The sequence below is a fragment of the Hymenobacter tibetensis genome (assembly GCF_022827545.1).
GTDB lineage: Bacteria > Bacteroidota > Bacteroidia > Cytophagales > Hymenobacteraceae > Hymenobacter > Hymenobacter tibetensis.
Genome location: NZ_CP094669.1, coordinates 4,213,656 through 4,237,836 on the forward strand (window position 1 = coordinate 4,213,656; position 24,181 = coordinate 4,237,836).

The 24,181-nt window shown below is 52.5% G+C and carries 19 protein-coding genes and 1 tRNA gene; 4 read left to right on the forward strand and 16 right to left on the reverse strand.

Annotation, left to right across the window (positions count from 1 at the left end; all coding sequences use genetic code 11):
* Positions 1-180 precede the first annotated feature (180 nt).
* Positions 181-846 (reverse strand): uracil-DNA glycosylase, encoded by a 666-nt coding sequence (locus tag MTX78_RS16900; RefSeq protein WP_243796716.1) that lies wholly within the window; start codon positions 844-846, stop codon positions 181-183.
* 111 nt (positions 847-957) lie between these two features.
* Here MTX78_RS16900 and apaG point away from each other — a divergent pair, with 111 nt between their 5' ends.
* Both apaG and MTX78_RS16910 read left to right on the forward strand, forming a co-directional pair.
* Positions 958-1,344, forward strand: coding sequence for a Co2+/Mg2+ efflux protein ApaG (apaG, locus tag MTX78_RS16905; protein ID WP_243796718.1), 387 nt, complete (start codon positions 958-960; stop codon positions 1,342-1,344).
* Between the two features lie 104 nt (positions 1,345-1,448).
* Positions 1,449-2,279, forward strand: coding sequence for an O-methyltransferase (locus tag MTX78_RS16910; RefSeq protein ID WP_243796720.1), 831 nt, complete (start codon positions 1,449-1,451; stop codon positions 2,277-2,279).
* Between the two features lie 91 nt (positions 2,280-2,370).
* Here the strand turns inward: MTX78_RS16910 and kdsA are convergent, their stop codons facing one another.
* Positions 2,371-3,195: a 3-deoxy-8-phosphooctulonate synthase gene (kdsA, locus tag MTX78_RS16915; RefSeq protein ID WP_243796721.1), complete on the reverse strand. Its 825-nt coding sequence runs from the start codon at positions 3,193-3,195 to the stop codon at positions 2,371-2,373.
* A gap of 128 nt (positions 3,196-3,323) precedes the next feature.
* On the reverse strand, positions 3,324-3,929 hold the full coding sequence (locus MTX78_RS16920) for a methyltransferase domain-containing protein (protein WP_243796723.1): 606 nt from the start codon (positions 3,927-3,929) through the stop codon (positions 3,324-3,326).
* A gap of 128 nt (positions 3,930-4,057) precedes the next feature.
* Here MTX78_RS16920 and MTX78_RS16925 point away from each other — a divergent pair, with 128 nt between their 5' ends.
* Positions 4,058-5,005 (forward strand): hypothetical protein, encoded by a 948-nt coding sequence (locus tag MTX78_RS16925; protein ID WP_243796729.1) that lies wholly within the window; start codon positions 4,058-4,060, stop codon positions 5,003-5,005.
* A 137-nt stretch (positions 5,006-5,142) separates the two neighbouring features.
* Here MTX78_RS16925 and cphA read toward each other — a convergent pair whose 3' ends face one another.
* From cphA to MTX78_RS16960, 8 genes are all read right to left on the reverse strand, one after another.
* Complete coding sequence (cphA, locus tag MTX78_RS16930) at positions 5,143-7,770, reverse strand: cyanophycin synthetase (protein WP_243796737.1); 2,628 nt, start codon at positions 7,768-7,770, stop codon at positions 5,143-5,145.
* A 400-nt stretch (positions 7,771-8,170) separates the two neighbouring features.
* Positions 8,171-8,311, reverse strand: coding sequence for a hypothetical protein (locus tag MTX78_RS16935; RefSeq protein WP_243796743.1), 141 nt, complete (start codon positions 8,309-8,311; stop codon positions 8,171-8,173).
* Between the two features lie 184 nt (positions 8,312-8,495).
* Entirely contained in the window at positions 8,496-10,529 is a 2,034-nt protein-coding gene (locus MTX78_RS16940; RefSeq protein WP_243796745.1) for a family 16 glycosylhydrolase, read from the reverse strand.
* 949 nt (positions 10,530-11,478) lie between these two features.
* A tRNA-Cys gene (locus tag MTX78_RS16945) sits at positions 11,479-11,549 on the reverse strand.
* Between the two features lie 190 nt (positions 11,550-11,739).
* Complete coding sequence (gene rpsA / locus MTX78_RS16950) at positions 11,740-13,776, reverse strand: 30S ribosomal protein S1 (protein WP_243796747.1); 2,037 nt, start codon at positions 13,774-13,776, stop codon at positions 11,740-11,742.
* Between the two features lie 159 nt (positions 13,777-13,935).
* Positions 13,936-14,445 carry a carboxypeptidase-like regulatory domain-containing protein gene (locus tag MTX78_RS25475; RefSeq protein ID WP_394805591.1) on the reverse strand — a complete coding sequence of 170 codons (510 nt, stop codon included), beginning with the start codon at positions 14,443-14,445 and terminating at the stop codon, positions 13,936-13,938.
* Positions 14,446-14,583: 138 nt separating this feature from the next.
* Entirely contained in the window at positions 14,584-15,648 is a 1,065-nt protein-coding gene (locus tag MTX78_RS16955) for a fatty acid desaturase family protein (protein WP_243796749.1), read from the reverse strand.
* A gap of 239 nt (positions 15,649-15,887) precedes the next feature.
* The gene (locus MTX78_RS16960) at positions 15,888-17,147 is read right to left on the reverse strand and encodes a DUF3298 and DUF4163 domain-containing protein (RefSeq protein ID WP_243796751.1); all 1,260 of its coding nucleotides are present in this window, start codon (positions 17,145-17,147) and stop codon (positions 15,888-15,890) included.
* A 117-nt stretch (positions 17,148-17,264) separates the two neighbouring features.
* Between MTX78_RS16960 and MTX78_RS16965 the strand changes: the two genes are divergently transcribed.
* On the forward strand, positions 17,265-18,122 hold the full coding sequence (locus MTX78_RS16965; RefSeq protein WP_243796753.1) for an alpha/beta fold hydrolase: 858 nt from the start codon (positions 17,265-17,267) through the stop codon (positions 18,120-18,122).
* A 147-nt stretch (positions 18,123-18,269) separates the two neighbouring features.
* On the opposite strand, the gene MTX78_RS16970 is transcribed toward MTX78_RS16965, so the two are convergent.
* From MTX78_RS16970 to MTX78_RS16990, 5 genes are all read right to left on the reverse strand, one after another.
* Positions 18,270-20,969 carry a glycoside hydrolase family 3 C-terminal domain-containing protein gene (locus MTX78_RS16970; protein ID WP_243796755.1) on the reverse strand — a complete coding sequence of 900 codons (2,700 nt, stop codon included), beginning with the start codon at positions 20,967-20,969 and terminating at the stop codon, positions 18,270-18,272.
* 514 nt (positions 20,970-21,483) lie between these two features.
* Positions 21,484-21,981 carry an HNH endonuclease gene (locus MTX78_RS16975; protein WP_243796756.1) on the reverse strand — a complete coding sequence of 166 codons (498 nt, stop codon included), beginning with the start codon at positions 21,979-21,981 and terminating at the stop codon, positions 21,484-21,486.
* A gap of 188 nt (positions 21,982-22,169) precedes the next feature.
* Entirely contained in the window at positions 22,170-22,973 is an 804-nt protein-coding gene (locus tag MTX78_RS16980) for a C40 family peptidase (protein WP_243796758.1), read from the reverse strand.
* Between the two features lie 172 nt (positions 22,974-23,145).
* Entirely contained in the window at positions 23,146-23,619 is a 474-nt protein-coding gene (gene smpB / locus MTX78_RS16985; RefSeq protein ID WP_243802911.1) for an SsrA-binding protein SmpB, read from the reverse strand.
* 39 nt (positions 23,620-23,658) lie between these two features.
* Positions 23,659-24,060, reverse strand: a complete 402-nt coding sequence (locus MTX78_RS16990) for a thioesterase family protein (RefSeq protein WP_243796760.1) — start codon at positions 24,058-24,060, stop codon at positions 23,659-23,661.
* Positions 24,061-24,181 lie beyond the last annotated feature (121 nt).

The following is a 24,181-nucleotide window of genomic DNA, read 5'->3' on the forward strand; positions in this document are numbered from 1 at the left end:
GCCCATAACACAAAAAAGGCTTGCCGCTTGGCAAGCCTTTTTTGTGTTAGAAAGCACTTTCCGCTTTAAGCTGTGCGGAAAAAGATGTTTGTGCATGTAGACCGACACGCTTGAAGTAGCGCGCACTTATCGAAGCATAACGGCCTTTTCAGTTGCTGCACACACAACCTACCTGTGGCTTCACCAGATGATAGGGCTCAACTTGTGTTCCTGCAAGTACGTGTTGGTTTTGCTGAAGGGACGCGAACCGAAAAAGCCTCGGTCAGCGGCGTAGGGCGAGGGGTGAGCAGCTTTCAGGATGAGGTGCTTCCGCTCGTCAATCAGCTCAGCTTTTTTCTGCGCATACGCTCCCCACAAGATGAACACGACGTGCTGCTTCTGTTCGGAAATCGTTTTGATGACTTCATCCGTGAACTGCTCCCACCCTTTTTTCTGGTGACTACCCGGTTCAGCAGCACGTACCGTGAGAGTGGCATTCAGCAGCAGCACGCCCTGTTGCGCCCATCGGTCTAGGTTGCCGTTGGGCGCGGGTGGCGTACCAGGCAAATCATCCTGCAGTTCTTTGAAGATGTTCTGCAAGGAAGGTGGGGTTCGTAAGCCCTCCGCCACCGAAAAACTCAGGCCGTGGGCCTGGCCTTTGCCATGGTACGGGTCTTGCCCCAGAATCACGACTTTGACGGCCTCGAAAGGACAGGCATCAAACGCATGAAAAATCTGCGGGCCCGGTGGGTACACCGTAGCCGTAGCGTATTCTCCACGTACAAAAGCAATAAGGTGCTGGAAGTACGGTTTTTCAAATTCAGGCTGTAATACCTTGCGCCAGCTTTCTTCTATCTTTACATTCATGCGTTGGAAAATAAATTATTGCGGATTGGGCGGACCACAGTAGGCCCCGGCTGCGTACATAAACCAATTTCCGGCCCCGGCTGTTAGTCTAATCCACACCGCACAGTAATCATGAATACGACCACCACGCAGGGCGTTACCGTGAGCGTCACGACGAACTATTTGCCCGACTATTCGAGCCCCGGCCAAGAACACTACGTATTTGCGTACAAGATTGATATTCGTAATAACGGCGAATACACTGTAAAGCTTCTGCGCCGCCACTGGTACATCTACGATGCCAACGGCGTTGTACGTGAAGTGGAAGGCGAAGGTGTAGTAGGCCAACAACCCGTGCTAGAGCCCGGTGAGGCACACCAGTACGTGTCGGGGTGTAATCTGAAATCAGGGCTGGGCAAAATGCGCGGCACCTACGAAATGGAACGCTTAGCTGATGGCAGCGTCTTTACGGTTGAGATACCGGAATTCACGCTGGTAGTGCCCTACCGGCTCAACTAAGCGGCAGAATAGCTAACTTGTTGAATTAGTAAGGGGCTGGTCGTTCAACAATACGTTAGAACGGCCGGCCCTTTGACAGTTCAACCAGTTAGCTAGTCCATCACTTGCTTTTTCAGGCTCTCAGTTACTTCCGGTTTCTTTTTCGTTCGGGGAATGCGCACGGGCTGCATTCCCCCTTTGTTTTTAATCTATACAACTACGTCATCCACCACGATGGGCAGTTTGCTGCTTTCGAGTTGATTGAGGCACGGCGGCGGAAGCTTCTTAGCACCCAGCAGTCCATTGAGGTGCGTGACTTTGGTGCTGGCTCCCACACCGGTGCCGGTCGGCAGCGCCGTATCGGTGACATAGCCCGCGCGGCAGCCAAGCCAGCGGCAGTGGCGCAACTACTTTTCCGCTTAGTCAATTACTTTCAGCCGCGCACCATTTTGGAGTTGGGCACTTCTCTCGGCCTTACCACCGCTTACCTTGCTGCCGCTGACTCACGCAGTCAAGTAGTTACGTTTGAAGGCTGCCCAAATACGGCGGCTATAGCGCACCAAACGTTCACCGAGCTCCACCTCGCCAATATAGAGCTAGTTGAAGGCAATTTAGACGATACGTTAGCCCCCACCCTAGCTGCCCTGTCACTGCCGCTGGACTTTGCTTTCTTCGACGGCAACCACCGCTACGAACCAACAGTGCGTTATTTCAATCTGTGTGCTGCCCATCGCACCGAGCGTAGCGTGTTCGTCCTCGATGATATCCATTGGTCCGACGAGATGGAACGAGCTTGGAACACCATCCGGCTGCACCCCGACGTGCGCATCACCATCGATTTGTTTTTTGTGGGGCTCGTGTTTTTTCGGCGTAATCAGCCCCGTCAGCACTTCCGGTTACGGTTCAACCATGTAGTTGACAGGTTACTGAATCAAGTCAAGCAATTGTCGGCGTAAGCTAAAACTAACGGCCCTGCGTGGCGCCAGGGGTATCCTAAATGACTAGGATACCCCTGGCGCCACGCAGGGCCGTTGGGGTGAGGTATTTCTACTTTACAGCTTCCCGCACCCGCGTCAGCTTCACCAATAATTCTTCCAGCTTATCAAGCGCCAGCATGTTGGCTCCATCCGACTTAGCGGTAGCGGGCGTTGGGTGCGTTTCAATAAACAAACCATCGGCACCGACTGCAATAGCGGCCTTGGCAATAGTCTCGATGAGGGCCGGCTGACCTCCCGTCACGCCACTGCTTTGGTTGGGGCGCTGCAAGGAATGCGTTACATCCATCACTACGGGCACGCCAAACGCACGCATTGCGGGTAAGTTGCGGAAATCCACTACAAGGTCGGAGTACCCAAAAGAATTGCCCCGGTCAGTGAGGATGACATTTTGATTGCCAGATTGCTGCACTTTGTCCACGGCAAACTGCATGGCTTCACCATTCAAAAACTGCCCTTTCTTGATGTTCACCACCTTGCCCGTTTTGGCGGCAGCAATCAACAAATCGGTCTGCCGACACAGGAATGCCGGTATCTGTAGTACATCCACAAACTCGGCTGCCAACGTGGCTTCCTCTGACTCATGGATATCCGTAACGGTAGGCACCCCCATTTCGCGGCCTACTTTCTGGAGTATACGCAGCGCTTTTTCATCGCCGATACCCGTGAAAGAGTCGAGGCGGGAACGATTGGCTTTGCGGTAGGAGCCTTTGAAGATGTAAGGAATCTGCAGCTTGTCGGTGATGTGACGCACCTTTTCGGCAATGCGCAGGGCCATGTCTTCGCCCTCAATCACACAGGGGCCAGCCATCAAGAAAAACTGACCGGAGTTGGTGTTGCGGAAATGCGGCAGGGTGTTAGCGAGGAGTTCGAGCATGGGAAAAAAACTATTGCATATGCGTTGGCCTATGCCGACTGGCACGGGCTGATTCTTAAAACGCATTTGAACACCAAAGGTAACCTAGGTTTGCTTTTCCACGCTGCTCAGCCGGCATCAAGAGCAGACTACCTTTTCTTCAAGCAAATAAATAACTCCCGCCCTTGCCGTGGCCGCAGCGAATTATACGCCGTTTCAAAATGCACAAAGTTGAAGTACAGCTCGAAATACGTCCGGTACTCTTCCCGAGTGCCTCCAAAGGGAGGCTCCATCGAATTCCCAAAATCTGTTTCAAACAGCAACCCGGCCAGAGTCCCCCCAGGCCGCAGCAAATGGGCGCACTGCTTGGCATAGGCAGGACGTAGAGTTGGGTCAAGCGCACAAAAGAAGGTTTGCTCTACTAGCAAGTCGAAGGGTGGCGAGGGCTGAAGCGTGAAAAAGTCCTGATGAAGCAGATGAGCAGCTGGAAAGTCTTTTACCCGCTCCTGCAGTGCTGCCAAGGCATCTAGTGCTATATCCGCAACAAACACTTCCGTAAAACCTTTGGCGTGCAGATATTCAGCCTCGTAAGCCCGGCCTGCTCCCGGCACCAAAATGCGTCGATTGTCGGCTGACCCAAGCTGATCGAAATATTCGCGCAAGGGCGGCGTTATAGCGCCAACATCCCAACCGGTTTGGTTGGCTGTGTAGCGCCCACTCCAGTAGGCTTCGTTGAGGGGAATAGCAGGTTTCATACGGACCTCGTACCTTTCGCTTCGTGATTTTTGCTTGACAAAAATCAGTTTGTTGTAAAATTTCGTTTGTTTGTGCGTAAAGATACTGCACCGTCGGCACGACCGAACCTTACTTAACCCCGCTTTCAATGGAACAAGATCAAAGCCCCGTACCCCGTAACAACAGCCGTTTCCTGCTTATTGCTGCTTTAGCACTGGTGCTGCTTGGTATCAATGGTGTCCTGTATTGGATGAATCGGCAGAAAACCGAGGAGAATGAGCAGCTTACCACTCAGGTTATTGAAAAGGATTCCAAGCTCCAAGAGCAGATCAAACAGTACGAGACGCTGAAAACTGATTTCGAGCGGCAGAGCCAGGAAGTACAAGCCATGGGCTTGTCGAATGACTCGCTGGAAGCTAAAATTGCTTCCATCAATGCCGACCTGTTGAAGTTGCGTTCCTTCAAAGCAGGTAGCTTCTCCATCAAAGAACAGCAGCGCTTCAAGCAGCGAGCCATCAACTTCGAGTCGCAGTTGCGCAAGAAAGACGAAGAAATTGCGCAGCTAAAAGCCGACAACGAAGCGTTGTACACCGAAACCACCACCCTCAAAGACCGTCAGAACAAGCTGACTGACACTATTACCACTATTGCCCGCACCAATCAGGAGCTAAGCGAGAAGGTGGCAGTTGCGTCACGCTTGCAAGCCGAAAACATCCGCGTGGGTGTACTAAACTCCCGGGACAAAGAGAAAGCCGACGACGACAACGAGTTCAAAGCAAAGCGTGTTGAAAAGGTTAAAATCACCTTCAACCTGGCCCGCAACGACGTATCGCCAAAGGAAACCAAGCAAATTATGCTGCGTCTGATTGAGCCAGATGGTGCTGCTCTCTACAACCTTAGCACCGGCGGTGGCACGTTCATGGTAGATGGCTCCGAAGCTTTCTACACGGCCAAGCAGGACATCGTTTTCGACAACACGCGCCAACCTGTGCAGTTTCTTTATGCAAAAGGTGCCGCTTACAAAACGGGTGCCCATACCGTTGAGCTATACGAAGGTGGTGTGATGATCGGCAAAACGTCGTTCACGCTTAAATAGCAGCCTCTTCATTGAGGGGCAGCCCCTCACTTTCCGGCCAAAGAAAAAGGCTTGCCGTGTGGCAAGCCTTTTTCTTTGGCCTAGTCCTATCGGTACTATGCGTTGATTTCTTGCGGAATCGGCCACACGTCACACCCTTAGCTACGTGATTCGTATTGCTCTAACTTCTTAAGTACTGCGGCAATATTTTCAGTGAAGAGAACCACAACAGCCCCTTCGGGTGCAGTGGCCATTACATGATCAACTGCTTCCAGCTCGTTTTCAATATACGTGATGGGTAGTGAGGCATTGTCGAGGCGCAGGCCACGCTCCATGAGTTCCTTGAGCTGCCCGGCAGTTTTGCCACGCAAGTCGCGGTCCTGACGCAGAATTACCTCGTCGAAGATGCGCCCTGCTACGCGTGCAAACCCGAGGGTATCCTCTTCACGCCGGTCGCCCAGCCCCGACACCATTCCGATTTTGCGGGTGGCTTCGGTGGCATTTAGGAACTCAGCAAATTTCTCGATGCCATGCGTATTGTGCGCATAATCCACAATCACCTCGAACTTTGAAAACTTGAACACATTCATGCGACCTGGCGTCTTGCTTGCCGATGGCACGAACGTGCGTAGCGCCAGCTTGATGTCCTCCCGCTCGAAGCCTGCCAAATACCCTGTTAAAGCGGTAGCTAGGCTATTTTCAATGTTAAAGGTAGCGCGGCCACCTAAGGTTATCGGAAATTCAACGGCACGGTCGATGCGCAGCTTGTAGCTGTTCTTATAGATGGTTACGTAGCCTTCTTCGTACACGGCGGCCACGCCACCAGCCTCCACATGGTCGAGAATACGAGGGTTCTTTTCATCCATGCTGAACAGCGCCACGCGGCAATCTACTTTTTCGCGCATAGCATACACCAAGTCATCATCGGCATTAAGCACAGCCCACCCATTTTTGCGCACAGTGCGGGGCAATACGCCTTTCACAGCGGCCATTTCCTCTACCGTATGAATGTCGCGCATACCCAGGTGGTCGGCGGCCACGTTGGTTACCACCGCAATGTCGCAGGTATGGAAGCCGAGGCCGGAGCGCAGCATGCCACCCCGCGCCGTTTCTAGCACGGCATAGTTGATAGTTGGGTCCTTGAGTACAAATTCGGCGCTTTGCCCACCCGTACAATCGCCGGTTTGCAGTTTGCGGCCTTGAATGTAGATACCGTCAGTGGTAGTGAAGCCTACTTTATACCCCTTTGACGCTACCATGTGCGCAATTAGCCGGGTGGTGGTGGTTTTGCCATTAGTACCCGTAATAGCAATGATTGGAATGCGAGAATCGCGGCCGGGCGGAAAGAGCATGTCAACCACCGGCTCGGCTACGTTGCGGGGCAGGCCCTCGGTGGGCGAAATGTGCATCCGGAACCCTGGCGCGGCATTCACTTCAATCACGGCTCCACGTGTCTCATTCAACGGCACTGCAATGTCGGTCGTCATCAAGTCGATACCGCAGATGTCGAGGCCGACGATGCCGGCTACACGCTCTGCTAGCAGCACGTTATAGGGATGCATCAAATCGGTGACGTCAGTAGCCGTACCGCCAGTGCTGATGTTGGCCGTGCTTTTCAGATACACCGTCTCCCCTGCTGGTAGCACTGACTCCAGGGTAAGCTTCAGACCCCTCAATATATCGAGCGTGTGCTTGTCGGCTTTGATGCTGGTGAGCACCTTTTCGTGTCCAATGCCACGCCTTGGGTCTTTATTGACTTCGTCAATTAATTCCTGTATGGTGTGCTGTCCGTCGCCAAGTACAGCAGCCGGCGTGCGCTTAGCGGCAGCTACCAGTTTCCCATTCACCACCAGCAGTCGGAAATCGGCTCCTTCTATGAACTGCTCTACAATTACGGCCCGGGAATATGCCTGCGCCATTTTCAAGCCCTCTACAGCATCCTCCCAATTCATGATGCGGATGGTAACGCCTTTGCCGTGGTTGCCATCAAGTGGTTTGGTCACCAGAGGAAATCCTAACTCTTCAATAGCATCGCGCAATCCGTCTTCTGAATACACGGTGGTACCCTGCGGCACGAGCACGCCCGCGTCGTGTAGCATGGCTTTCGTGCGGTTTTTGTTGCCCGCTATTTCCACCCCTGCGTGTGAAGTGTAGGTAGTGGTAGTGGCCCAGATGCGCTTTTGGTTTATGCCGTAGCCTAGCTGGATGATGCCGCTGTTTTTGAGTTGGATGTACGGAATGTTGCGCGATGCCGCTTCCGACACAATGCTCCAAGTACTTGGGCCGAAAAACTCCTCCTCCCGAATTTCGTGCAGCTCTGAAATGATGGGCGCTAAGTCAACGGCCTGTTGCTTGCACAACGACTCCACTATTTCCACAGCGGCCTCGGCGGCCCGGCGCCCGGCGCGTTCCTCCTGGTAGCTGAACACTACGAATTCCACACCCTCTTCCCGGGCCGGATACGACTTACCCCAGTACACGGGCATGCCGGCTTGCCGTTGCAGTTCCAGTGCCACATGCTGAATAACGTGGCCTAGTGGCTCTCCATCTGCTAACTGTTCTTGGGTCAGGGGCGGATGCTTGGCTGCTTGTTTTTGCGACTCGAAAGCCGCGTGGGGCTTGCCAAGCTCTGGCATAAGCTCAGTCAGGCGCTCCGCTAGTTCCGGTACGGCATTCGACCATTGGTCAGCAAAATCTTCTAAGTCCACTTTCATTACAATTAGCTTGTAATGCTTGACGGACCAGTAGCTGGGCCCGCGCATGGTGCGTAGGTCAATAATCTTCATGATGGAAGAAAGAAGTGGAAGGCGAGTTGTGCGCGTTGTACGCGGAAACTAAATGTAGGGATTTGAGCCTGTAAAGCCACTATGGCTTTAACCTGCGGACTTATTTCAGTGTTGCTTGCACACCTGTTCGGGTCGGAAGAAAACCCTATAGCTCCTCTGGTTGCTGCTCTGCAATTGTCAATGAGTCAGCCCTCCACCATGCTCCGACCTGCGCAGTATCGGCACATATAAAAAGGTGGCTTGCCGACATTGTCAGCAAGCCACCTTTTTAACTATTACCGAACCTAATTAAAAAATTTGCCCCGGCTGGGGCTAATCAACCGGGGCACTCGGTAAGCAAAACAGGAAAAAGAGGTGACGGGCGGACCCGGACATCCGGACAAAGGTAGGCGAAAAGCGCCTACGCTGCATCATCCACGGCGTTTTTCTCTTCTAAGGTCGACACCGGTTGTCGGCCCGTGTCTGGCACTTGCTGTAGTACTGTCGTATTCAAGGTCTGGTGTATCTGCCGGGGGTGCTTGTCCACGGCGTAGGGATGCATCTGTTGCAAATACTAGGCGGTGCGCGTGTTGCTGTGGTCCCGCAAGCTGCCCACGCCGCGCAAGTCGCCTTTCAAAGTGCGGTCGACCAGCGTGACTAGCGTGCGCCAGGCTACGTGAGCGGGAACATCCCGTACCGGGTTAGGATACGCCTTAGCTTGTCGGCCGTTTTTGATTGCGGTGCAACTAAAGCAGAGGTTGCAGTTCCCCCATCAGGTTGAAAGTAGATCCACTTACCGGATTTAGCTTTTCACACGGCTCATATTGAAAATACCGTAACTGGTTGTCTTTATTACAATAGAAAAGGAGTCCAGCGCTGTTGATGGAGAGGGAAGCGTACCGATTAACATTGCCTTGTATGTTAGAAAACGTACTAAATTCATCGGTGCTCCAATAATCATCTACCCACGAATGGTGCCAAGAGCCGTTATAGCGTTGGAAAAACTGTATGCGCCCATCATACCCGCCGTACTCAAGTCGTTGATGAAAGTTGTCCCAAGCAATATTGCTTTTAGCTTTATCTGCATCAGCCATGCCTAAGGAGGGAGCATTGTAGTTATGCGGTATTAAGCTGGGATGCCAGTCCCCAAACTCATATACGAACTGATGAATTTTGTCGTCAGCACCGATATAGTATATCCGGCCATTATCGCCAATAGTAATAGAATAGGGTTTAGCGGATACAGTATTTGCAATGGTGTTAAAGTCATCATCAATCCAACTATGTGTATATACTCCATTGCCGTCGAGGAAAAATACCTGCAGTCGATTGTCAAAGCCTTTGTAAAAGATGGTTGAGCTACGGTCGACTATGATATCACCAAGCACATAATCAGCGGGATTAAGGAAGCCACCTGTAGAGCCATATGTATAAGGCAACACTTCATGGATCCAGTTTTCTCCCACAAACCGATGAATCTTGTTGTCTTGGCCAACAAAATAAATATCCCCGTTAGCGGCGTTCGTTAAACTGCCGGGTTCATCATTCACTTGTTCTACGGGACGTTGTTCAACGTAACGGTGGTACCAGCCCTGATGGCGTCCAAAGAATTGGACGTGGTTATCATAGCCACGGTATGTCACAATACCATAAGAGGCGTTAAAGGTCACGTCTCCACTTACCCGATCGTTGGTGTCAGCAGAGGAATGTGGGAGCGTCTCGATACTCCATTGATTGTTTAAGTGTTTCTCAGCGAAGTACAATTTGTCATCGGTACCCCGGTAAAATACCTCGTTAGCATTGTTAGGATTGGTCACCAGCGACCCTGCGGCTGCATGCACCCCTGGCAATGATGGAGCTACTGCACTCACATTGTGGTTGACAAACTCTGAACTTGATTTATAGAGTTGGTTGTAATTGTTATTGTTCGGCTTATATACGCGGATGTAATCAATATCCATCTGGGCTTGGTTGACACCCGACCAGCGACGCATCTGCAAGCTGGCAATAATAGTGGCTGGGTGTGGATGAGTTTTTACTTGACTGGCATCGATAGTATGTGACTCCCGGCCGTTGAAGAAAAAGGTTACTCGACTCGGAGTCCAGACAACTGTATAGGTGTTGAAACCCGTTGACAAATCATCCCAATTCAACTTGTTAGCTTGTATACCGCAAGCGTATTTATAATCGTCTTTGTTAGTTTTGCTCAAATTAATGCCATGCCAATCTATCACATTTGAATACAGTTCTCTAGCTGGGTTCAATCTTAGATTGTCAATTACATCAATCTCAGTTGGGCCCGAATACAACCAAAAGGTGGGCCATGTGCCGTTGTCGGCTGTCGGCAGCTTACAGCGAATTTCAAACATACCGTAGGTAAACCCTCCAGGATTACCAGCCCATGTGCCAGGATCCAGATAAACTTTTGACTCCAGCTTACCGGAAACGTAATCTAAGGTTCGCACTTGCGAATTGAATAGATCGATTTTGCCCGAGGGATCATTGAAACTCGGTACTCGATTAGCAGTGAGGCGCAGGATACCACCGGGTTGGAGCGACACTTGATTTTGGTCGTAGTATTCGTTGCCCCAGCCATCATAGGAGCCTGGAGCCTCTACGAACTTCCAGTTGTTGCCTACCTCAGCTACGCTCGTATAGGTATCGAAATTATCTTGAAAGGCTATGTGATAATTTGAATAGTCCAGCTTGCACTGCCCCATAAGGACAGCCGGAAACGTGACCATGCTCATCAGCATGACTAATAAAAAGCGCGTTTTCATTAGACAATAAGGTAAAGTGAAAAAATAGATAAATTTTTCAAATGGCTATTCCCTGTGTGCAATCACTGGCAAACGCGAATACATATAAAGCAATTGATATACCATAATAGTAGCACTAACCTTTACTAAGAGTGTAGTGAGAAATTAGTTCAAGCATAACTGATGGAGACGTATGGTCGAGTCGGCAATCAGGAGCAAAACTTGATGGCTAACGACAGTAAACTCACAGTTAACTGCTAGTCGAAGAAAGCACACCAGCTATGTAAGGTTGCGCCCGACAACCCATCGTTTGGCTACGAGCATGAAGCCCTACGTAATAAGTAGGCCGCTTCTGCGTTGATGCGTTGAGCCAAGGATTTGCTGAATTTGTTCTAGAAAGGATAGAGCCCAAAAAGGCGTAGTGAGAAGTAGAAATACTAGGCGGTGAGGTATGGTGATGACGTATATACGACAAGCCAGCATAACGTGCACCGTGTATTTAGTGGCCTAATCAGAACTATCTTAAGAGTAGATAAATACTGGCGTTTCTGACGTAGCGCCTACGCGTCTTGTGCTTATGCTATCCACCTTAGATTATATCTGTTTCTTCTCTCTAGTCTTAAACAAGAATCTATTTCGCTGATAACAGATACATTTTAATGGCATACCCACACTCATTTATGAGATACCCTGATTCATTTGGGCCTCAATTGAGAGGAATAATGTGGTCCTGTACATGCCAAATTTTTGAACAAAGCAGCAAGTACAGTTCCAGGCCTTACGGGTCGGGTGTGCTTGTTCTCGCCTACGGTAGGCATTGTCTATTTACTGCAGCCTACATAGCAACAGGATTCAAATGATATAACACCTATTGCCAAGCTATTTTAATTACAAACACGCTGGTGTTGTACATACAAGAAAAACCCCGCTCTAAGCAATTATCTTAGAGCGGGGTTCTTCAGGAAATAAGAGGTGACGGGCGGATTCGAACCGCCGTAGGAGGTTTTGCAGACCTCTACCTAGCCACTCGGTCACGTCACCGGATTGGGGATGCAAACTTACACCTTAATCTGACTTATGCCAAGTCTAATGCAGCATTTCCCGGTTCGGGTGTGGTAAGCGGCTGTTTTTCTGGTAGAATCATTTATTGGAAAGAAACTATTTGCAATGAGATGCACACAAAAAAGGCCCCGGATAACTCCGGGGCCTTTTCAAATGTGAGCAAGAAAACTTACGCTTTCTCCTCGTCCTTTTTGTCGGCAGCGTCGTCGCTGTCGAGCAAGTGCTTGGCGCGGTCTACTACCTCGCCAGCCACTTCCGTTACTTTATCAAAAGCAGCGCTGGCAGCACCAGTTACGGCAGCCAGAATACCACCTTCAGCGGCAGGAGCTTCCGTTTCTTCGGCAGCGTCAGCCTTTGGAGCCTTAGCGGAAAGCTTCTGCTCCCCTACTTGGCGCTCCGTACCCATCATCTTGTCGCGCAGAGCCGACAAAGCGTCCAGGTCACCGAGAGTCGACTTCTCAGCAACAGGCTGCTTCTTGAGGTCGGTCAGTTTGCCTTCGCCTTGGGCAGTGCCAGCGGCTTGGCCAGCGGGGCCTTTCTTCTTGAACTTGGCAGCACGCGTGTCTTCTTCCTGCTGCTGGTTGTACACAGCAGTGTGCGACAGTACGATGCGGCGGTCATCCTTCGAGAATTCCACTACGCGGAAGTCCAGCGACTCGCCGTTCTCAGCGTTGCTGCCGTCTTCCTTCACCAGCGACTTCGGATACGCGAAGCCCTCGATGCCATACGGCAACTCAAGCACAGCGCCACGGTCGTTTTTGTCGGTGATGGTCGCCTTGTGTACCGAGCCGGGGGTGAACACCGTCTGGAACGTATCCCATGGGTTTTCTTCCAGCTGCTTGTGGCCTAGGGCCAAGCGACGGTTAGCTACGTCCAGTTCGAGCACGAGCACGTCCAGACGGTCACCTACCTTCACTACTTCCGAAGGATGCTTGATCTTTTTGGTCCACGACAAGTCAGACACGTGTACGAGGCCGTCAACACCTTCTTCCAGTTCTACGAACAGGCCGAAGTTGGTGAGGTTACGCACAAGACCGTTGTGGCTGGTGCCTACGGCGTACTTGGTGCCGAAGTCGCCACGAGTCCATGGATCTTCGCTCAGTTGCTTGATGCCGAGGCTCATCTTGCGGTCTTCGCGGTCGAGGGTCAGAATCTGAGCCTCTACAACGTCGCCCTGCTTGATGAAGTCCTGCGGGTTGCGCAGGTGCTGGCTCCAGCTCATCTCTGAAACGTGGATCAGACCTTCTACACCAGGGATGATTTCCATGAACGCGCCATAGTCGGCTACGTTTACGATGCGGCCTTTCACTTTCGAGCCTACGCCCATGTCGGCGGGCAGCGAATCCCATGGGTGAGCAGTCAGCTGCTTCAGACCCAAGCTGATACGCTTCTTGGCTTCGTCGAAGTCCAGAACTACGATGTTCAACTTCTGGTCGAGCTGCAGTACTTCGCTCGGGTGAGCGATACGGCCCCACGAAATGTCGGTGATGTGCAACAGACCGTCAACGCCACCAAGGTCAATGAACACACCGAAGTTGGTCATGTTCTTGATAACGCCTTCCAGGATCTGGCCTTTCTCCAGGTTGTTGAGGATGGCTTCGCGCTGCTTCTCGAGGTCTTTCTCGATCAGGACTTTGTGCGAAACTACCACGTTGTCGAAAGCGGCGTTGATTTTCACCACTTTCACTTCCATCCGACGACCAACATAAATGTCGAAGTCGCGGATAGGCTTCACGTCGATTTGCGAGCCGGGCAAGAAGGCTTCAACGCCGTCCAGGTCCATGATCAGACCACCTTTGGTCCGACGCTTTACTACGCCTTCCAGAATGGTGTCATTCTCAAGAGCATCGTAGATAGACTTCCAAGCCTGCTTGATCTTGGCCTTCTTGCGGCTTAGAATCAGCTGACCGTTCAGGTCTTCTTGGTCTTCGATGAATACCTCTACCTCGTCACCGATTTTCAAATCGGGCAGGTCGCGGAATTCAGTGATAGACACCAAACCATCAGATTTGAAACCGATGTTCAGGATTACGTCGCGCTCGGTGATGCCCACCACAACGCCTCTTACTACTTCTTCTTCCTGTACGGTGGTCAGCGTGTCGCCGTACATCTGCTCCATTTCGGCGCGCTGCTCAGCGGTATAGTTACCACCGAAGCCTGACGCTCCTACATTGTCCCAGTCGAAGTTATCAACTACTTCAGCCATTTGTTGCTTGTAGCCCTGCTGTACACGTCCGGCTCAGGGCCAACTCCGGAACGCGTTTTTGCTTGATACACAGCGCGAAAGCGCTGGCCCGCCACCCTGACGGGGCGGCAAAGATACGAAATTTGAAGGAGAGATACGATTCGATGCTAATCGGTTATTCTAAAACTCTTTATTATCTCTTTTGCAATACCACTGTGGATCACAGCCAGTTGTCATGCAACCACTTAGCTGTACTTTCTGACGCTTCGCCATTCGCAGTGTCTTAGCATCTGGAAGACCATATACTAGCGGAATTGCGGCATCTTCTCGGTGACAGTACGGGCAGCGTCTCCCCTTCTGATTTAGAAAATGACATCCTACTGGGAAGTTGATATTGAGTGGGGTCGTTTTGCCAGCTAGAATGCTAACTTGAGCGATGGTAGTGTCACGATAACCGATACATTCCACTTTGACTTTATGAACGCCAGATGGGACATTGAGGATTACAAAGTGCCCATTTGCATCCGATATGGCCCCTATATTCAAATCAGGCAGGGAGACGGTAGCGTTTTCAGAGAATCCTCTAGTGCTCCGTTTATCGGATAGAAGGCCTTCCAACATTCCTGTTTGTGCAAAGGCACTGTTAGAACAGCCAATAAACAGGATGCATATGCTAATAAGTCTACTCATGGAGCACAATCACGTTAGGCTGGAAAACGAATGGTTTTGCTCCAACACACACTCTAATTAACGAGCGTACTACCTCAATAAAAAGAGGCTGACCTATCTATAGGTCAGCCTCTTTTTATTGAGGTAGTATCAGAGATTTTAAGCCCGGCCCATCTCGCGCAAGTGCGCTACGTGGGAGGCTACGGCGTAGCGCATCTTAGGGTATTCGTTGTACTCAACTCCAAACTCCTGGCAAGCCTGACGGATGATCTTGTTGAGGGCAGGATAGTGGATGTGCGAGATGGTAGGGAACAAGTGGTGCTCCACCTGGAAGTTCAGACCACCTACCAACCAGCTGATGACTTTGCTATCGGTAGCGAAGTTGGCAGTGGTCTTGATCTGGTGGATAGCCCACTCGTCTTCCAACTTGTTGGTGATTTCGTGAGGCATGGGGAAGGACGTGTGCTCTACGGTGTGCGCTAGCTGGAACACAATGCTCATCGTGAAACCAACTACCGTAGCGAAAACCATGAATCCAGCTATCCAGGCCACAAACCCGACAGTATAAATGGGCAGGGCCACGAACAGGAACAAGTGCAAAGCCTTGAAGCCCCAGAACACGCCCTGATCGGTAGCGGTCATCTTCTTGATGGGCATCTCACCTATTTTGCCTTTGAAATACTTTTGGTAATCCATGAAGAAAATCCAGGCGATGAAGAGCAGCGCGTAGAAAAACCAAAAGTAGAGGTGCTGGAAACGGTGGAAGCGGTGGCGTGTTTGGGTGCTGCTCAGGCGCAACCACGGCTGCGCGTCCAGGTCATCGTCCACCCCATCCACATTGGTGTACATGTGATGGATGAGGTTGTGCTTTACGTTCCACATGAAGCTGTTGCCACCGAGCACATTGAGAGTGAAGGATGCAAACTGGTTGACCCACTTCGACTTGCTAAACGAACCGTGCGCACCGTCGTGCATGACGTTGAAACCAATAGCAGACCCTGTCAGGCCAAGCAACGCGCATTCTGCCAGAGCTATCCACGTGGGAGGCGTCAGGAAGACGAGGTGTAAGTACACGGCAACGAACACAACCGTGAGGATGATGGCTTTGGCAAACAGGCGAGCGTCGCCGGTGGTGTCTTTGCCTGCTTCGGCGAAGTAGGCGTTGGTGCGGAGTTTTAGCTCTTTATGAAAAGAGCGAGAGGCCGCGAATTTGGGTGCTTGCATATGAGGTGATAATAGAGGAACCAAGCAAAGGTATGCCCTCCCAACGCCAGCTCGTTGGGAATCGTCCATAAGCCCCAGATTTTGCACATTTTCTGTACTGAATTAGAAGCTATTTAGCGGCATAAAATACCGCATGCTACAACAGCTTCTTCTTGATACACAGGATGAAAGCGCTGGGGACACTAGACACTACGCTCCTTACCATTTCATCTGAATGAAATCTTGCGCAGACGGGTCGCTTAGCGTTGGCTTATCTCTCCTCCACCCCACGGCAAGCCAGGTCTCAATAAGGGCCTTAGCTGTTCGAGAGGTACGAATACCTGAATCTCTCCTTGCGCATACGAGGCAATTTCGTAGGGCGTGTAGATGAATATTGCGCCGCTACGCGTGAGGTACACGTTGTGGCTGACCGGCATCTTCTTCACGAACAAGAACTCATCGAGCTTGGTGGTAGCAGTTTGGCGCAGGGTACGGCGGACTGCTTGGTCGAGCAGGTTGCTGAGCGAAACGGTGGCATCAGGCCGGAAGATGTCTGCGTAGCGCAACGCCTTGCCCGTGCGCATATCGAAGGTGGTGGCACGGGTGCCGTAGTTGCCGTGGGCGCCCCCGGTGTAGCTGTACGTGAAAAAGCCTACGCTTAGCAGGTTGTCCTGATTCCAGAAAACGTGCGTTACCGTTTGGTCTTCGTAGCGCAGCATGTAGTCGTAGGAAGGAGCCGCGCTGCTGTCGGGTTCCGTGGGACGATCTTGTGCGAGGTCGGCGGCATCGGCCCGGTAGTCTTTAGCGAATGCACTTTTTTGCTGTTGCCAGTACTGCTCTAAAGAGGCTGGCGCCGCCTGCGAATCCAGCGTATCACCGCGCAAGCCACGCAGCATACCAGTCATTAGCGCCTTGCGCTCTGACTCGGAGTTGTTGGCGGGCAAGAGAGTATGCAAGCTAATGCGGCCATGCGGTGACTTTGGCTGCTTGGGAAAAGCCGCCAGAGAGTCGGTGAAGTAACGTGAAACCAAGGCAATGCTACCGGGAAGTTGCACTTCGCGCAGCCGAATAGGATGTGCGGCCCGGGTGCCGGTTAGCTCGTTGCCATTCAGTTTCAACCGCCAGAGCGGGCCATTGGCCTCCTCATTTAACAGGCTCGGGTTGTGGTCGCGCACCAGTACGCTGTCGGACGATGAAACGGCATCGAAATCAGGCGTCAGTTCGTGCGGCTGGCCATCCGCGCCGCTATAGCACCCGAAAAAAGTGGGTTGGTTGCGGTTCTCGAAGCCGGTTGGCCACGTCTGGAGGTGCAGCGTCACGGTATCGGGGCCTACCGTACCGCGGTAGCACCGATACCAGGTGCCAGCAGAATTTTGTAGGGTCGCAGGAGCAAGTGCCTGCTCGTTCCCTACGGTGGTGGCTGCTGCACCCGAGTTGGTGTTGGATTGACAGGCGGTAAATAGCCCAGCCATACACAAAACGGCAAAGCGCAGGGCAACTAAGGAGGTAGGAAAGCTCATCTATTGGGAAGGTAAAAGCTAACAAGTGTACAAGATATTGTTCATAAAGTACCTCAACAGCTTGGACAGCGTATGTACCCACACGTAAACTTTCACACATCCTCAAGATCTTTCCTGATGAGCTACATCAAAGCCGGCCAAGATGCCAACGGCGAAGACATCAAACTGCATTATACCGACCAAGGACAAGGCCAAACAGTAGTACTGATTCATGGCTGGCCCCAAAGCCACGAGGCCTGGACCTACCAGCTCGGAGAATTGCCCAAACACGGCTTGCGCGTAGTGGCCTACACGCGCCGCGGTTTCGGAAACTCCTCTAAGCCTTTCGAAGGCTACGACTACGATACGCTGGCCGACGACTTGAAAGCTGTGCTTGACACGCTTGACCTGCAAAACGTAACGCTGGTTGGTTTCTCGATGGGCGGTGGCGAAGTAGCTCGCTACATGAGCCGCCACGGCGGAGCCCGAGTAGCTAAAGTGGCTTTCATTTCTGCAGTAACGCCTTACCTGTTGAAAACCGACGACAACCCCGACGGGGTGCCTCAGTCGGTGTTCGACGATATCCAAGCCAACATTGCCAAAGACCGGTTCGACTTTCTTCAGTCTTTTGGCAAAGACTTCTACGGCGTGGGTGCGCTAAGCAAACCCGTTAGCCAAGCCGTGCTCGACTGGTCGTTTGGTATGGCCTCGCTTGGCTCGCACCAGGCCACGGTGCAGTGCGCCACTGCGTTTGCTACCACTGACTTCCGCTCTGACCTTGCCGCTATCAGCGTGCCAGCGCTTGTGATTCATGGCGAAGACGACAAAACCGTGCCCATCAAAAACAGCGGCGAGCGGATGAGCCAGCACCTGAAGCATGCCACCTACGTGGTGTACGACGGAGCCCCCCACGGCCTCTTCATCACCGACAAAGACAAACTGAACCGCGACCTAGTCGCATTTGCAACCGGTTCGTCGGTGGAAGCCAGCAAATAGAGCAAGTAGGTTTTGCACCTGAGCTAAAAAAAGTCCCCGCACTTCAAGAAGTGCGGGGGCTTTTTTTAGCTGAGACAGTAGCACCTTTCTTAAGGCTTCAGTAGCGTATCACTCACCCTACTCCCAGAGGGGTGCTATGCCACCTGATTAATTTTTATCAACCACGAAAGCAGAGCCAGTCAATGCCACATCAGCCTTCAATACGCGCCCAGCGGTTAGTTCAGTGCTTAGGGGCTGGCTGCCCCCAACGAACACCTGGACCTTGCCTGCCTGCTGTATGCGCTGTGCTTTGGCATCGAGCATAGCCAGTTGCCGTGGCGTAAGCGTAAAACGCACTGTTTTCTTCTCGCCGGCCTTCAATGGCAGCCGCTCGAACCCTTCCAGGGCATGAATGGCTACGCGGCCTTTAGCGCCCACATGTTTCACATAGAGCTGCACCACTTCGTCGCCCGGACGCTTACCGGTGTTCTGTACCTCCACGCTCACGGCAACAGGCTTGCCGGTTTGCACGCTTGGTAGCACTTTCAAGTTGCTGTACTTAAAGGTGGTATAGCTCAGGCCGTGGCCGAAAGGAAACAAGGGCGTATCCTTGAAGTAGCGGTACGTACGGCCCGCCATGTCGTAGTTATCGAAGGGAGGGAGTTGGCTTTCCGATTTGTAGAACGTCACGGGCAAGCGGCCAGCCGGATTATAGTCACCGAACAGCACGTCGGCCAGGGCCGTACCCGCCGACTGCCCGCCGTACCACGTATTCACAATGGCTGGCAAGTTGGCGGCCTCCCAGGGGCACCCGATGGCGCTGCCCGTCATCATGACGAACACTACGGGTTTGCCTGAGGAGTGCAACACTTTCATTAGCTCGGTTTGTACCTTGGGCAGCGCAATGCTGGTTCGGTCGCCCCCACTGAAGCCTTCCACATCCACTTTCATTTCCTCGCCTTCCAGTCGCGGCGAGATGCCTCCCACAAACACAATAGCATCGGCATCTTTCACTTCGCTCAGAATAGCGGCGGCGTTCATGGGTACCACATGTGCCCCCGTGAATTTGAGAATGGTGCGGCGGTCGGTCTGGCAATATTCAATCTTCAGTTCCATCCTTTTCCCAGCCTCCACTTTCATGATGTGTTGCGTGGTGGAAACACCGCGGCTTTTCCAGTTGTCAATCACCAGCTTGTTGTCTACGAACAAGCGGTAGCCATCGTCGCCGGTGATCTGGAAAGCTAGCTCCTCCGACTTTTCGGGGGTGAACGTGGTGGTGTAGCGCGCCGAAATATTCTCGGCCGGCAGCCCTTTCACAATCTCCACCTTGGTGTTGGCCAAGTACCGGTCCAGGCCGTTTTCGATGGCCGTGGCTACCGGCTTCCCTTCCAGGTTGGTACCCGTGAAGTACTCGGCTTTGAAGCCTTGCTGGCCGTCGGACACCAAGTTTTTGTTGATGTCGAAGGCTTCGTACACTGTGTTGCTGGCGTAGTCCACGCCCTGCATGTACTTCACCTCGGTGCCAGTGCCCAGTTTGGCCTTGATGCCTTCCAGCGGCGTCACGTTGTTGGTTGGGAAGCCGTTGTAGTTGCCGAGTTGTACGGCGTCGTTGTCGGCGTTGGGGCCAAGCACCACTATCTTTTTGAGGTCTTTGCGTAGCGGCAACGTGTTCTTGTCGTTTTTGAGCAACACCAACGACTCGTGCGCCATTTTGAGGGCGTGGGCCTGATGCGGCTTGCTTTCCACTACGCTCATCGGAATCTGCGCGTATTTCACGCGCTCCACCGGGTCGAACATGCCCAGCTGAAAGCGAATCTTGTAGAGCCGCTTCACCGACACGTCCAGTTGCTTTTCCGTTATCAGCCCGCGCTGCACCGATTCCAGCAAGGAATTATAGGTGAAGAGCTTACCCGTAGCGCACTCTATGTCGGTGCCGTGCAGCACGGCGTTGGCGGCGGCGGTAGCAGCGTCAGGGTCGGTTTTGTGGTGTTGCCAGAAGTCGTTGATGCCGTCGCAGTCGGACGTGACGTACCCGTTAAACTTCCACTTGTCGTACAGAATCTCGTTCATCAGCTTGTCGCTGCCGCAGCAAGGCTGACTGGCGTACGCGTTGTAGGCGCACATCACGCCGGCTACTTTGGCGTCCACAATCAGGTCGCGGAACGCAGGCAGGTAGGTATCCCACAGGTCATAGTCGCTGATTTTGGCGTTGAACTCGTGGCGCGAAGGTTCAGGACCGCTGTGCACGGCAAAATGCTTGGCGCAGGCCGTAATTTTCAAATACTTCGGGTCGTCGCCCTGAAATCCTTTCACCAGCGCCGACCCCAACTGACCTGTCAGATAAGGATCCTCCCCGTAGGTCTCCTGGCCCCTACCCCACCGCGGGTCGCGGAAGATGTTGATGTTTGGGGTCCAGAACGTGAGGCCTTGGTAGATGCCTCGCTCTCCGCGCCGCACATACTCCTGGTGCACCGCTCGGGCTTCGTCGGACGTGATGGTGGCCATTTGCAGCATGGCGTCTTTGTCGAAGGTAGCAGCCATGCCAATTGCCTGTGGGAAAACCGTCGTTTTCATGCTGGTGCGGGCCACGCCATGCAGCGCCTCGTTCCACCAGTTGTACGCCGGAATGCCCAGCCGATCAACGGCCGGCGAGCCATTCAGCATCTGTGATACTTTTTCCGGCAAGGTCAGTCGCCCCACTAGGTCATCTACCCGCTGATCAATGGGCAGATCAGGATTGCGGAAAGGCATGTCCTCTGGTTTGCTGCTTGCCACTTTCTGGGTGGCATTGGCACTACTCTTCTGACTCACGTTCAACAGGCCACCTACTAGGGCCGCTAACGACAGGATGATGATGGGTTTCTTCATTCTTGGGGAATTGACTGCAACCGGTCCTTACGACTGGCCTATAGAACGCTCGGAAAAGCCCTAAAGTAAAAGCCGTGCAATCGTTTCTGAGATAAACCTAAGCGGGTAGAGCAGAAATAAAATATCTAATCGATTGCGGTATGTGCTCTCCCGAAACTTCGCTCCAAACAGCACCTAAAGCACGTGGCATTGCTCCTGCTGAACGGCTCATATTGATTCTATACTTGCCAGCTCATCCTTCCTCTTAACCGTGGCCTATTTGAGGGTGAGGTACGCTCATAAAAAATCCCCGTTTCCAGTGGAACGGGGATTCATGAAGCTGTTCGCAACGAGGTTGGGGGAATGAAGGACGCTACACCGCTGAATTGCTGCGGGCACCACTTACACCCTAGGTGCAGACTACAGATACAGGAGCTTCCATCCGAGGAAGAGCCTACAGCTGTAGTCTGCCGCTAAACGTGCTTACAAGGAAAACTATAAAGCCACAAAAAAGCCGGCAAGCAATGCTTCCGGCTTAGTTGGTTAGATAGGCGTGCCAATTATGGTCGATGGTACCGGCACTCAGCTTGAGGAAACCAGACAAGGTGGGTTTCTTCGGCTGCTGTCTTATCGTAAGGCCGGCCTCCTGTGGGGTACGGTGCCCTTTGGCATGGTTGCACCGGGAGCAAGCCGTAAGCAAGTTACCCCAACTGGAATCACCGCCGCGCGAGCGAGGCAACACGTGGTCGAGGGTTAGGTTTTTGGTGGAGCCGCAATATTGACACTCGAAATGGTCACGCTTCATGATGTTGTGGCGGCTTAGGGCAATGCCCTTGTACGGCACACGCACGTAGCGCTGCAATCGGATGATGCTGGGCTTGGGATACGACTTGCTAACAGTTCGTAGCACGCCGTTTTCCGAGTTGGCAATCATCTCGGCCTTCTCTAAAAACAGTAAAACAAATGCCTTCTGCACACTGCACAGCGTGATGGCTGTGTAATCGCCATTCAGAACTAGGACTTTTTGATCCATACGCTTAAGTAAGAGTAATCATCAGGTACAGCGAAAGCTAGATGATTCTAAGCGTATTAACAATAGCCAGAAACTTTAGTTTCTATTTGCTCGTGGGCAGGCAAAGATTGTTTTTTAGTGGGTGTTGCCGCATTTAGAACCAGCCTACTTGAGGCCTGAATGCCCTCAGCACTACGCGCTAACCGCTCTTATTCGGTTAGCAGGCGCTTGATCAGGCGCAGCTTGTGGGTGTACTTCTGCCGGTCGCGGTTGAAGATGCCATTGTGGTCGAGAGGGTCGATGCGTACTTCGCCGCTGGCATGGATGATTTGCTGGTCGTCAAGTAGTAACCCAACGTGTACTATGTTGCCTTCCGCGTTGTCAAAGAAAGCCAAGTCGCCGGGCTGGGTTTGGGCCACGAAGTGCACCGTTTGGCCGTGGTTGATCTGCTGGCGCGCATCGCGGGGGAGCTGCACCCCAATGAGGCCGTAGAGTTGCTGCATCAATCCAGAGCAGTCGATGCCAAACAAACTTTTGCCACCCCATAGGTAGGGCGCTTTCAGGTACACGAGCGCCATTTTCTGAAGCAGGCGCAGGCGAGCATCAAGGGGCCCGTGCGGCCCGTGCCCGTTTTGGGGGTTGGTGGCAGCGCCGTTGTAGAATAGCTGCCGCTCCCCGAGGCGCAACGTCATCCCATCGAAGAAAGGCAGCCGTGAACCGAGCTGCACCGGAATGCGGGTATCCGGGTCGCTTACGATTTGCACCACATCCAACGTACGCGGGTGGTCCTGGGCTTGCCAGGCGGCTAAGTAGTCGGTGGTTATGGAGGTATGTTGCTTCACATCCATCCAGCCCACGTACTGGTCGGCGGTAGTCCGGATCTGTATCCATTGTCCCTGCGCTAACAGGATGGAGTAGCACTCGCCAAAGACTAATTGGGTAACAATTTCGGCTTTGTCCGTAGGTTCGGCGCGTACCGGCACAACGCTCAGTGCGCAGATTCCGTGTTCCAAGGTGGTAATATGGTGAGGTGGTGAACTGGTGAGTTTGCTGTTCGACTTCCGCATACTGCGCGGCTGAAACGTCTAACGCACTAGTTCATTTCAATTATAAGCGTATAAAGTGGTCGGGCAATCTAGCAGCAAAGAACGTCAAACTCACTGTTTCACCATCTCACTCGTTCATTTAATAGTCCCGGGCGCGGTCTAGCTCACGCTTCTGGTCTTTTTCTTTGATGCTGTCCCGCTTATCGAACAGCTTCTTGCCTTTGGCTAGCGCAATTTCCAGCTTGGCAAACCCCCGGTCGTTAACGAACATCCGGATGGGAATGATGGTGAGGCCTTGCTCCTGATTTTTGTTGGCCAGTTGGTTTAGCTCACGCTTGTTGAGCAGCAGTTTGCGCGGGCGGGTTGGCTCGTGGTTGTTGTAGGTGCCAGCGGTGTACTTGGCAATGGTCAGGCCATGCACCCACAGGCTGCCGTCGGGTTGGAACACGCAGAAACCGTCTTGAATCTGCACGCTACCATCCCGAATGCTTTTGATTTCGGTGCCTTGCAGCATGATGCCCGCATCATACTTCGCTAAGAAAGCATATTCGTAGGAGGCGCGGCGGTTCAGGATGTTTACGCGCTTGGGGGTATCTTCTTTTTTACTCACGATGGGTCGGGTATTTTGTCTGGCCGTGGGCAGGCCGCGGAACTAGGAAGTCTTGCGTAGTGCGTTGAAGCGCGCATGTAGCTTAGCACTATCTACGATGCGCTGGCCGGTACGGCCGGTAGCTACTAGCCGCTCGCCTACATACGCTTTTACGTGGCAAGTCAATTCAGCGCCTTTCAACTCATCAAAAATAGCTTGAATTTCCACGGTTTCTCCTTCGAAGGCCGGTGCGTGGTGTTCCACCAAGAGCATCGTGCCAATGCCGGCCTCTCCTTCTTCCAGCATCAGGTCCACAAACTGCCGACTGCTCCACTCCAGCGCCTGCCCCAACGCAAACGTGCTCAGCACCGGATGAATCAGCTTTCCGTTGAGTACGGCAAAATCCTGCGCTGTAACTACAAACGAGTACGTCTGAACATCCCCAGGCTGGAAAAGCAATTTCATGGTTTGAATAAGGTAGACAGATAGTAAGGTAGTTGTTGGCAGCCTTGGCCAACGTCAACGTAGAGTTGGCACTTAAAAAATAGCAAATGAAGTAAGCACATTTTATTTTATGTCGTATGTT

Bases quoted from the DNA above. Each gene is read 5' to 3' on its own strand.
- MTX78_RS16990 (WP_243796760.1), bottom strand. From the start codon at position 24,060: ATGAAATTGCTTTTCCAGCCTGGGGATGTTCAGACGTACTCGTTTGTA.
- MTX78_RS16975 (WP_243796756.1), bottom strand. From the start codon at position 21,981: ATGGATCAAAAAGTCCTAGTTCTGAATGGCGATTACACAGCCATCACG.
- MTX78_RS16970 (WP_243796755.1), bottom strand. From the start codon at position 20,969: ATGAAGAAACCCATCATCATCCTGTCGTTAGCGGCCCTAGTAGGTGGC.
- MTX78_RS16935 (WP_243796743.1), bottom strand. From the start codon at position 8,311: ATGCATCCCTACGCCGTGGACAAGCACCCCCGGCAGATACACCAGACC.
- MTX78_RS25475 (WP_394805591.1), bottom strand. From the start codon at position 14,445: ATGAGTAGACTTATTAGCATATGCATCCTGTTTATTGGCTGTTCTAAC.
- apaG (WP_243796718.1), top strand. From the start codon at position 958: ATGAATACGACCACCACGCAGGGCGTTACCGTGAGCGTCACGACGAAC.
- MTX78_RS16925 (WP_243796729.1), top strand. From the start codon at position 4,058: ATGGAACAAGATCAAAGCCCCGTACCCCGTAACAACAGCCGTTTCCTG.
- MTX78_RS16960 (WP_243796751.1), bottom strand. From the start codon at position 17,147: ATGAGCTTTCCTACCTCCTTAGTTGCCCTGCGCTTTGCCGTTTTGTGT.
- MTX78_RS16955 (WP_243796749.1), bottom strand. From the start codon at position 15,648: ATGCAAGCACCCAAATTCGCGGCCTCTCGCTCTTTTCATAAAGAGCTA.
- MTX78_RS16920 (WP_243796723.1), bottom strand. From the start codon at position 3,929: ATGAAACCTGCTATTCCCCTCAACGAAGCCTACTGGAGTGGGCGCTAC.
- rpsA (WP_243796747.1), bottom strand. From the start codon at position 13,776: ATGGCTGAAGTAGTTGATAACTTCGACTGGGACAATGTAGGAGCGTCA.
- cphA (WP_243796737.1), bottom strand. From the start codon at position 7,770: ATGAAGATTATTGACCTACGCACCATGCGCGGGCCCAGCTACTGGTCC.
- MTX78_RS16940 (WP_243796745.1), bottom strand. From the start codon at position 10,529: ATGAAAACGCGCTTTTTATTAGTCATGCTGATGAGCATGGTCACGTTT.
- MTX78_RS16900 (WP_243796716.1), bottom strand. From the start codon at position 846: ATGAATGTAAAGATAGAAGAAAGCTGGCGCAAGGTATTACAGCCTGAA.
- MTX78_RS16965 (WP_243796753.1), top strand. From the start codon at position 17,265: ATGAGCTACATCAAAGCCGGCCAAGATGCCAACGGCGAAGACATCAAA.
- kdsA (WP_243796721.1), bottom strand. From the start codon at position 3,195: ATGCTCGAACTCCTCGCTAACACCCTGCCGCATTTCCGCAACACCAAC.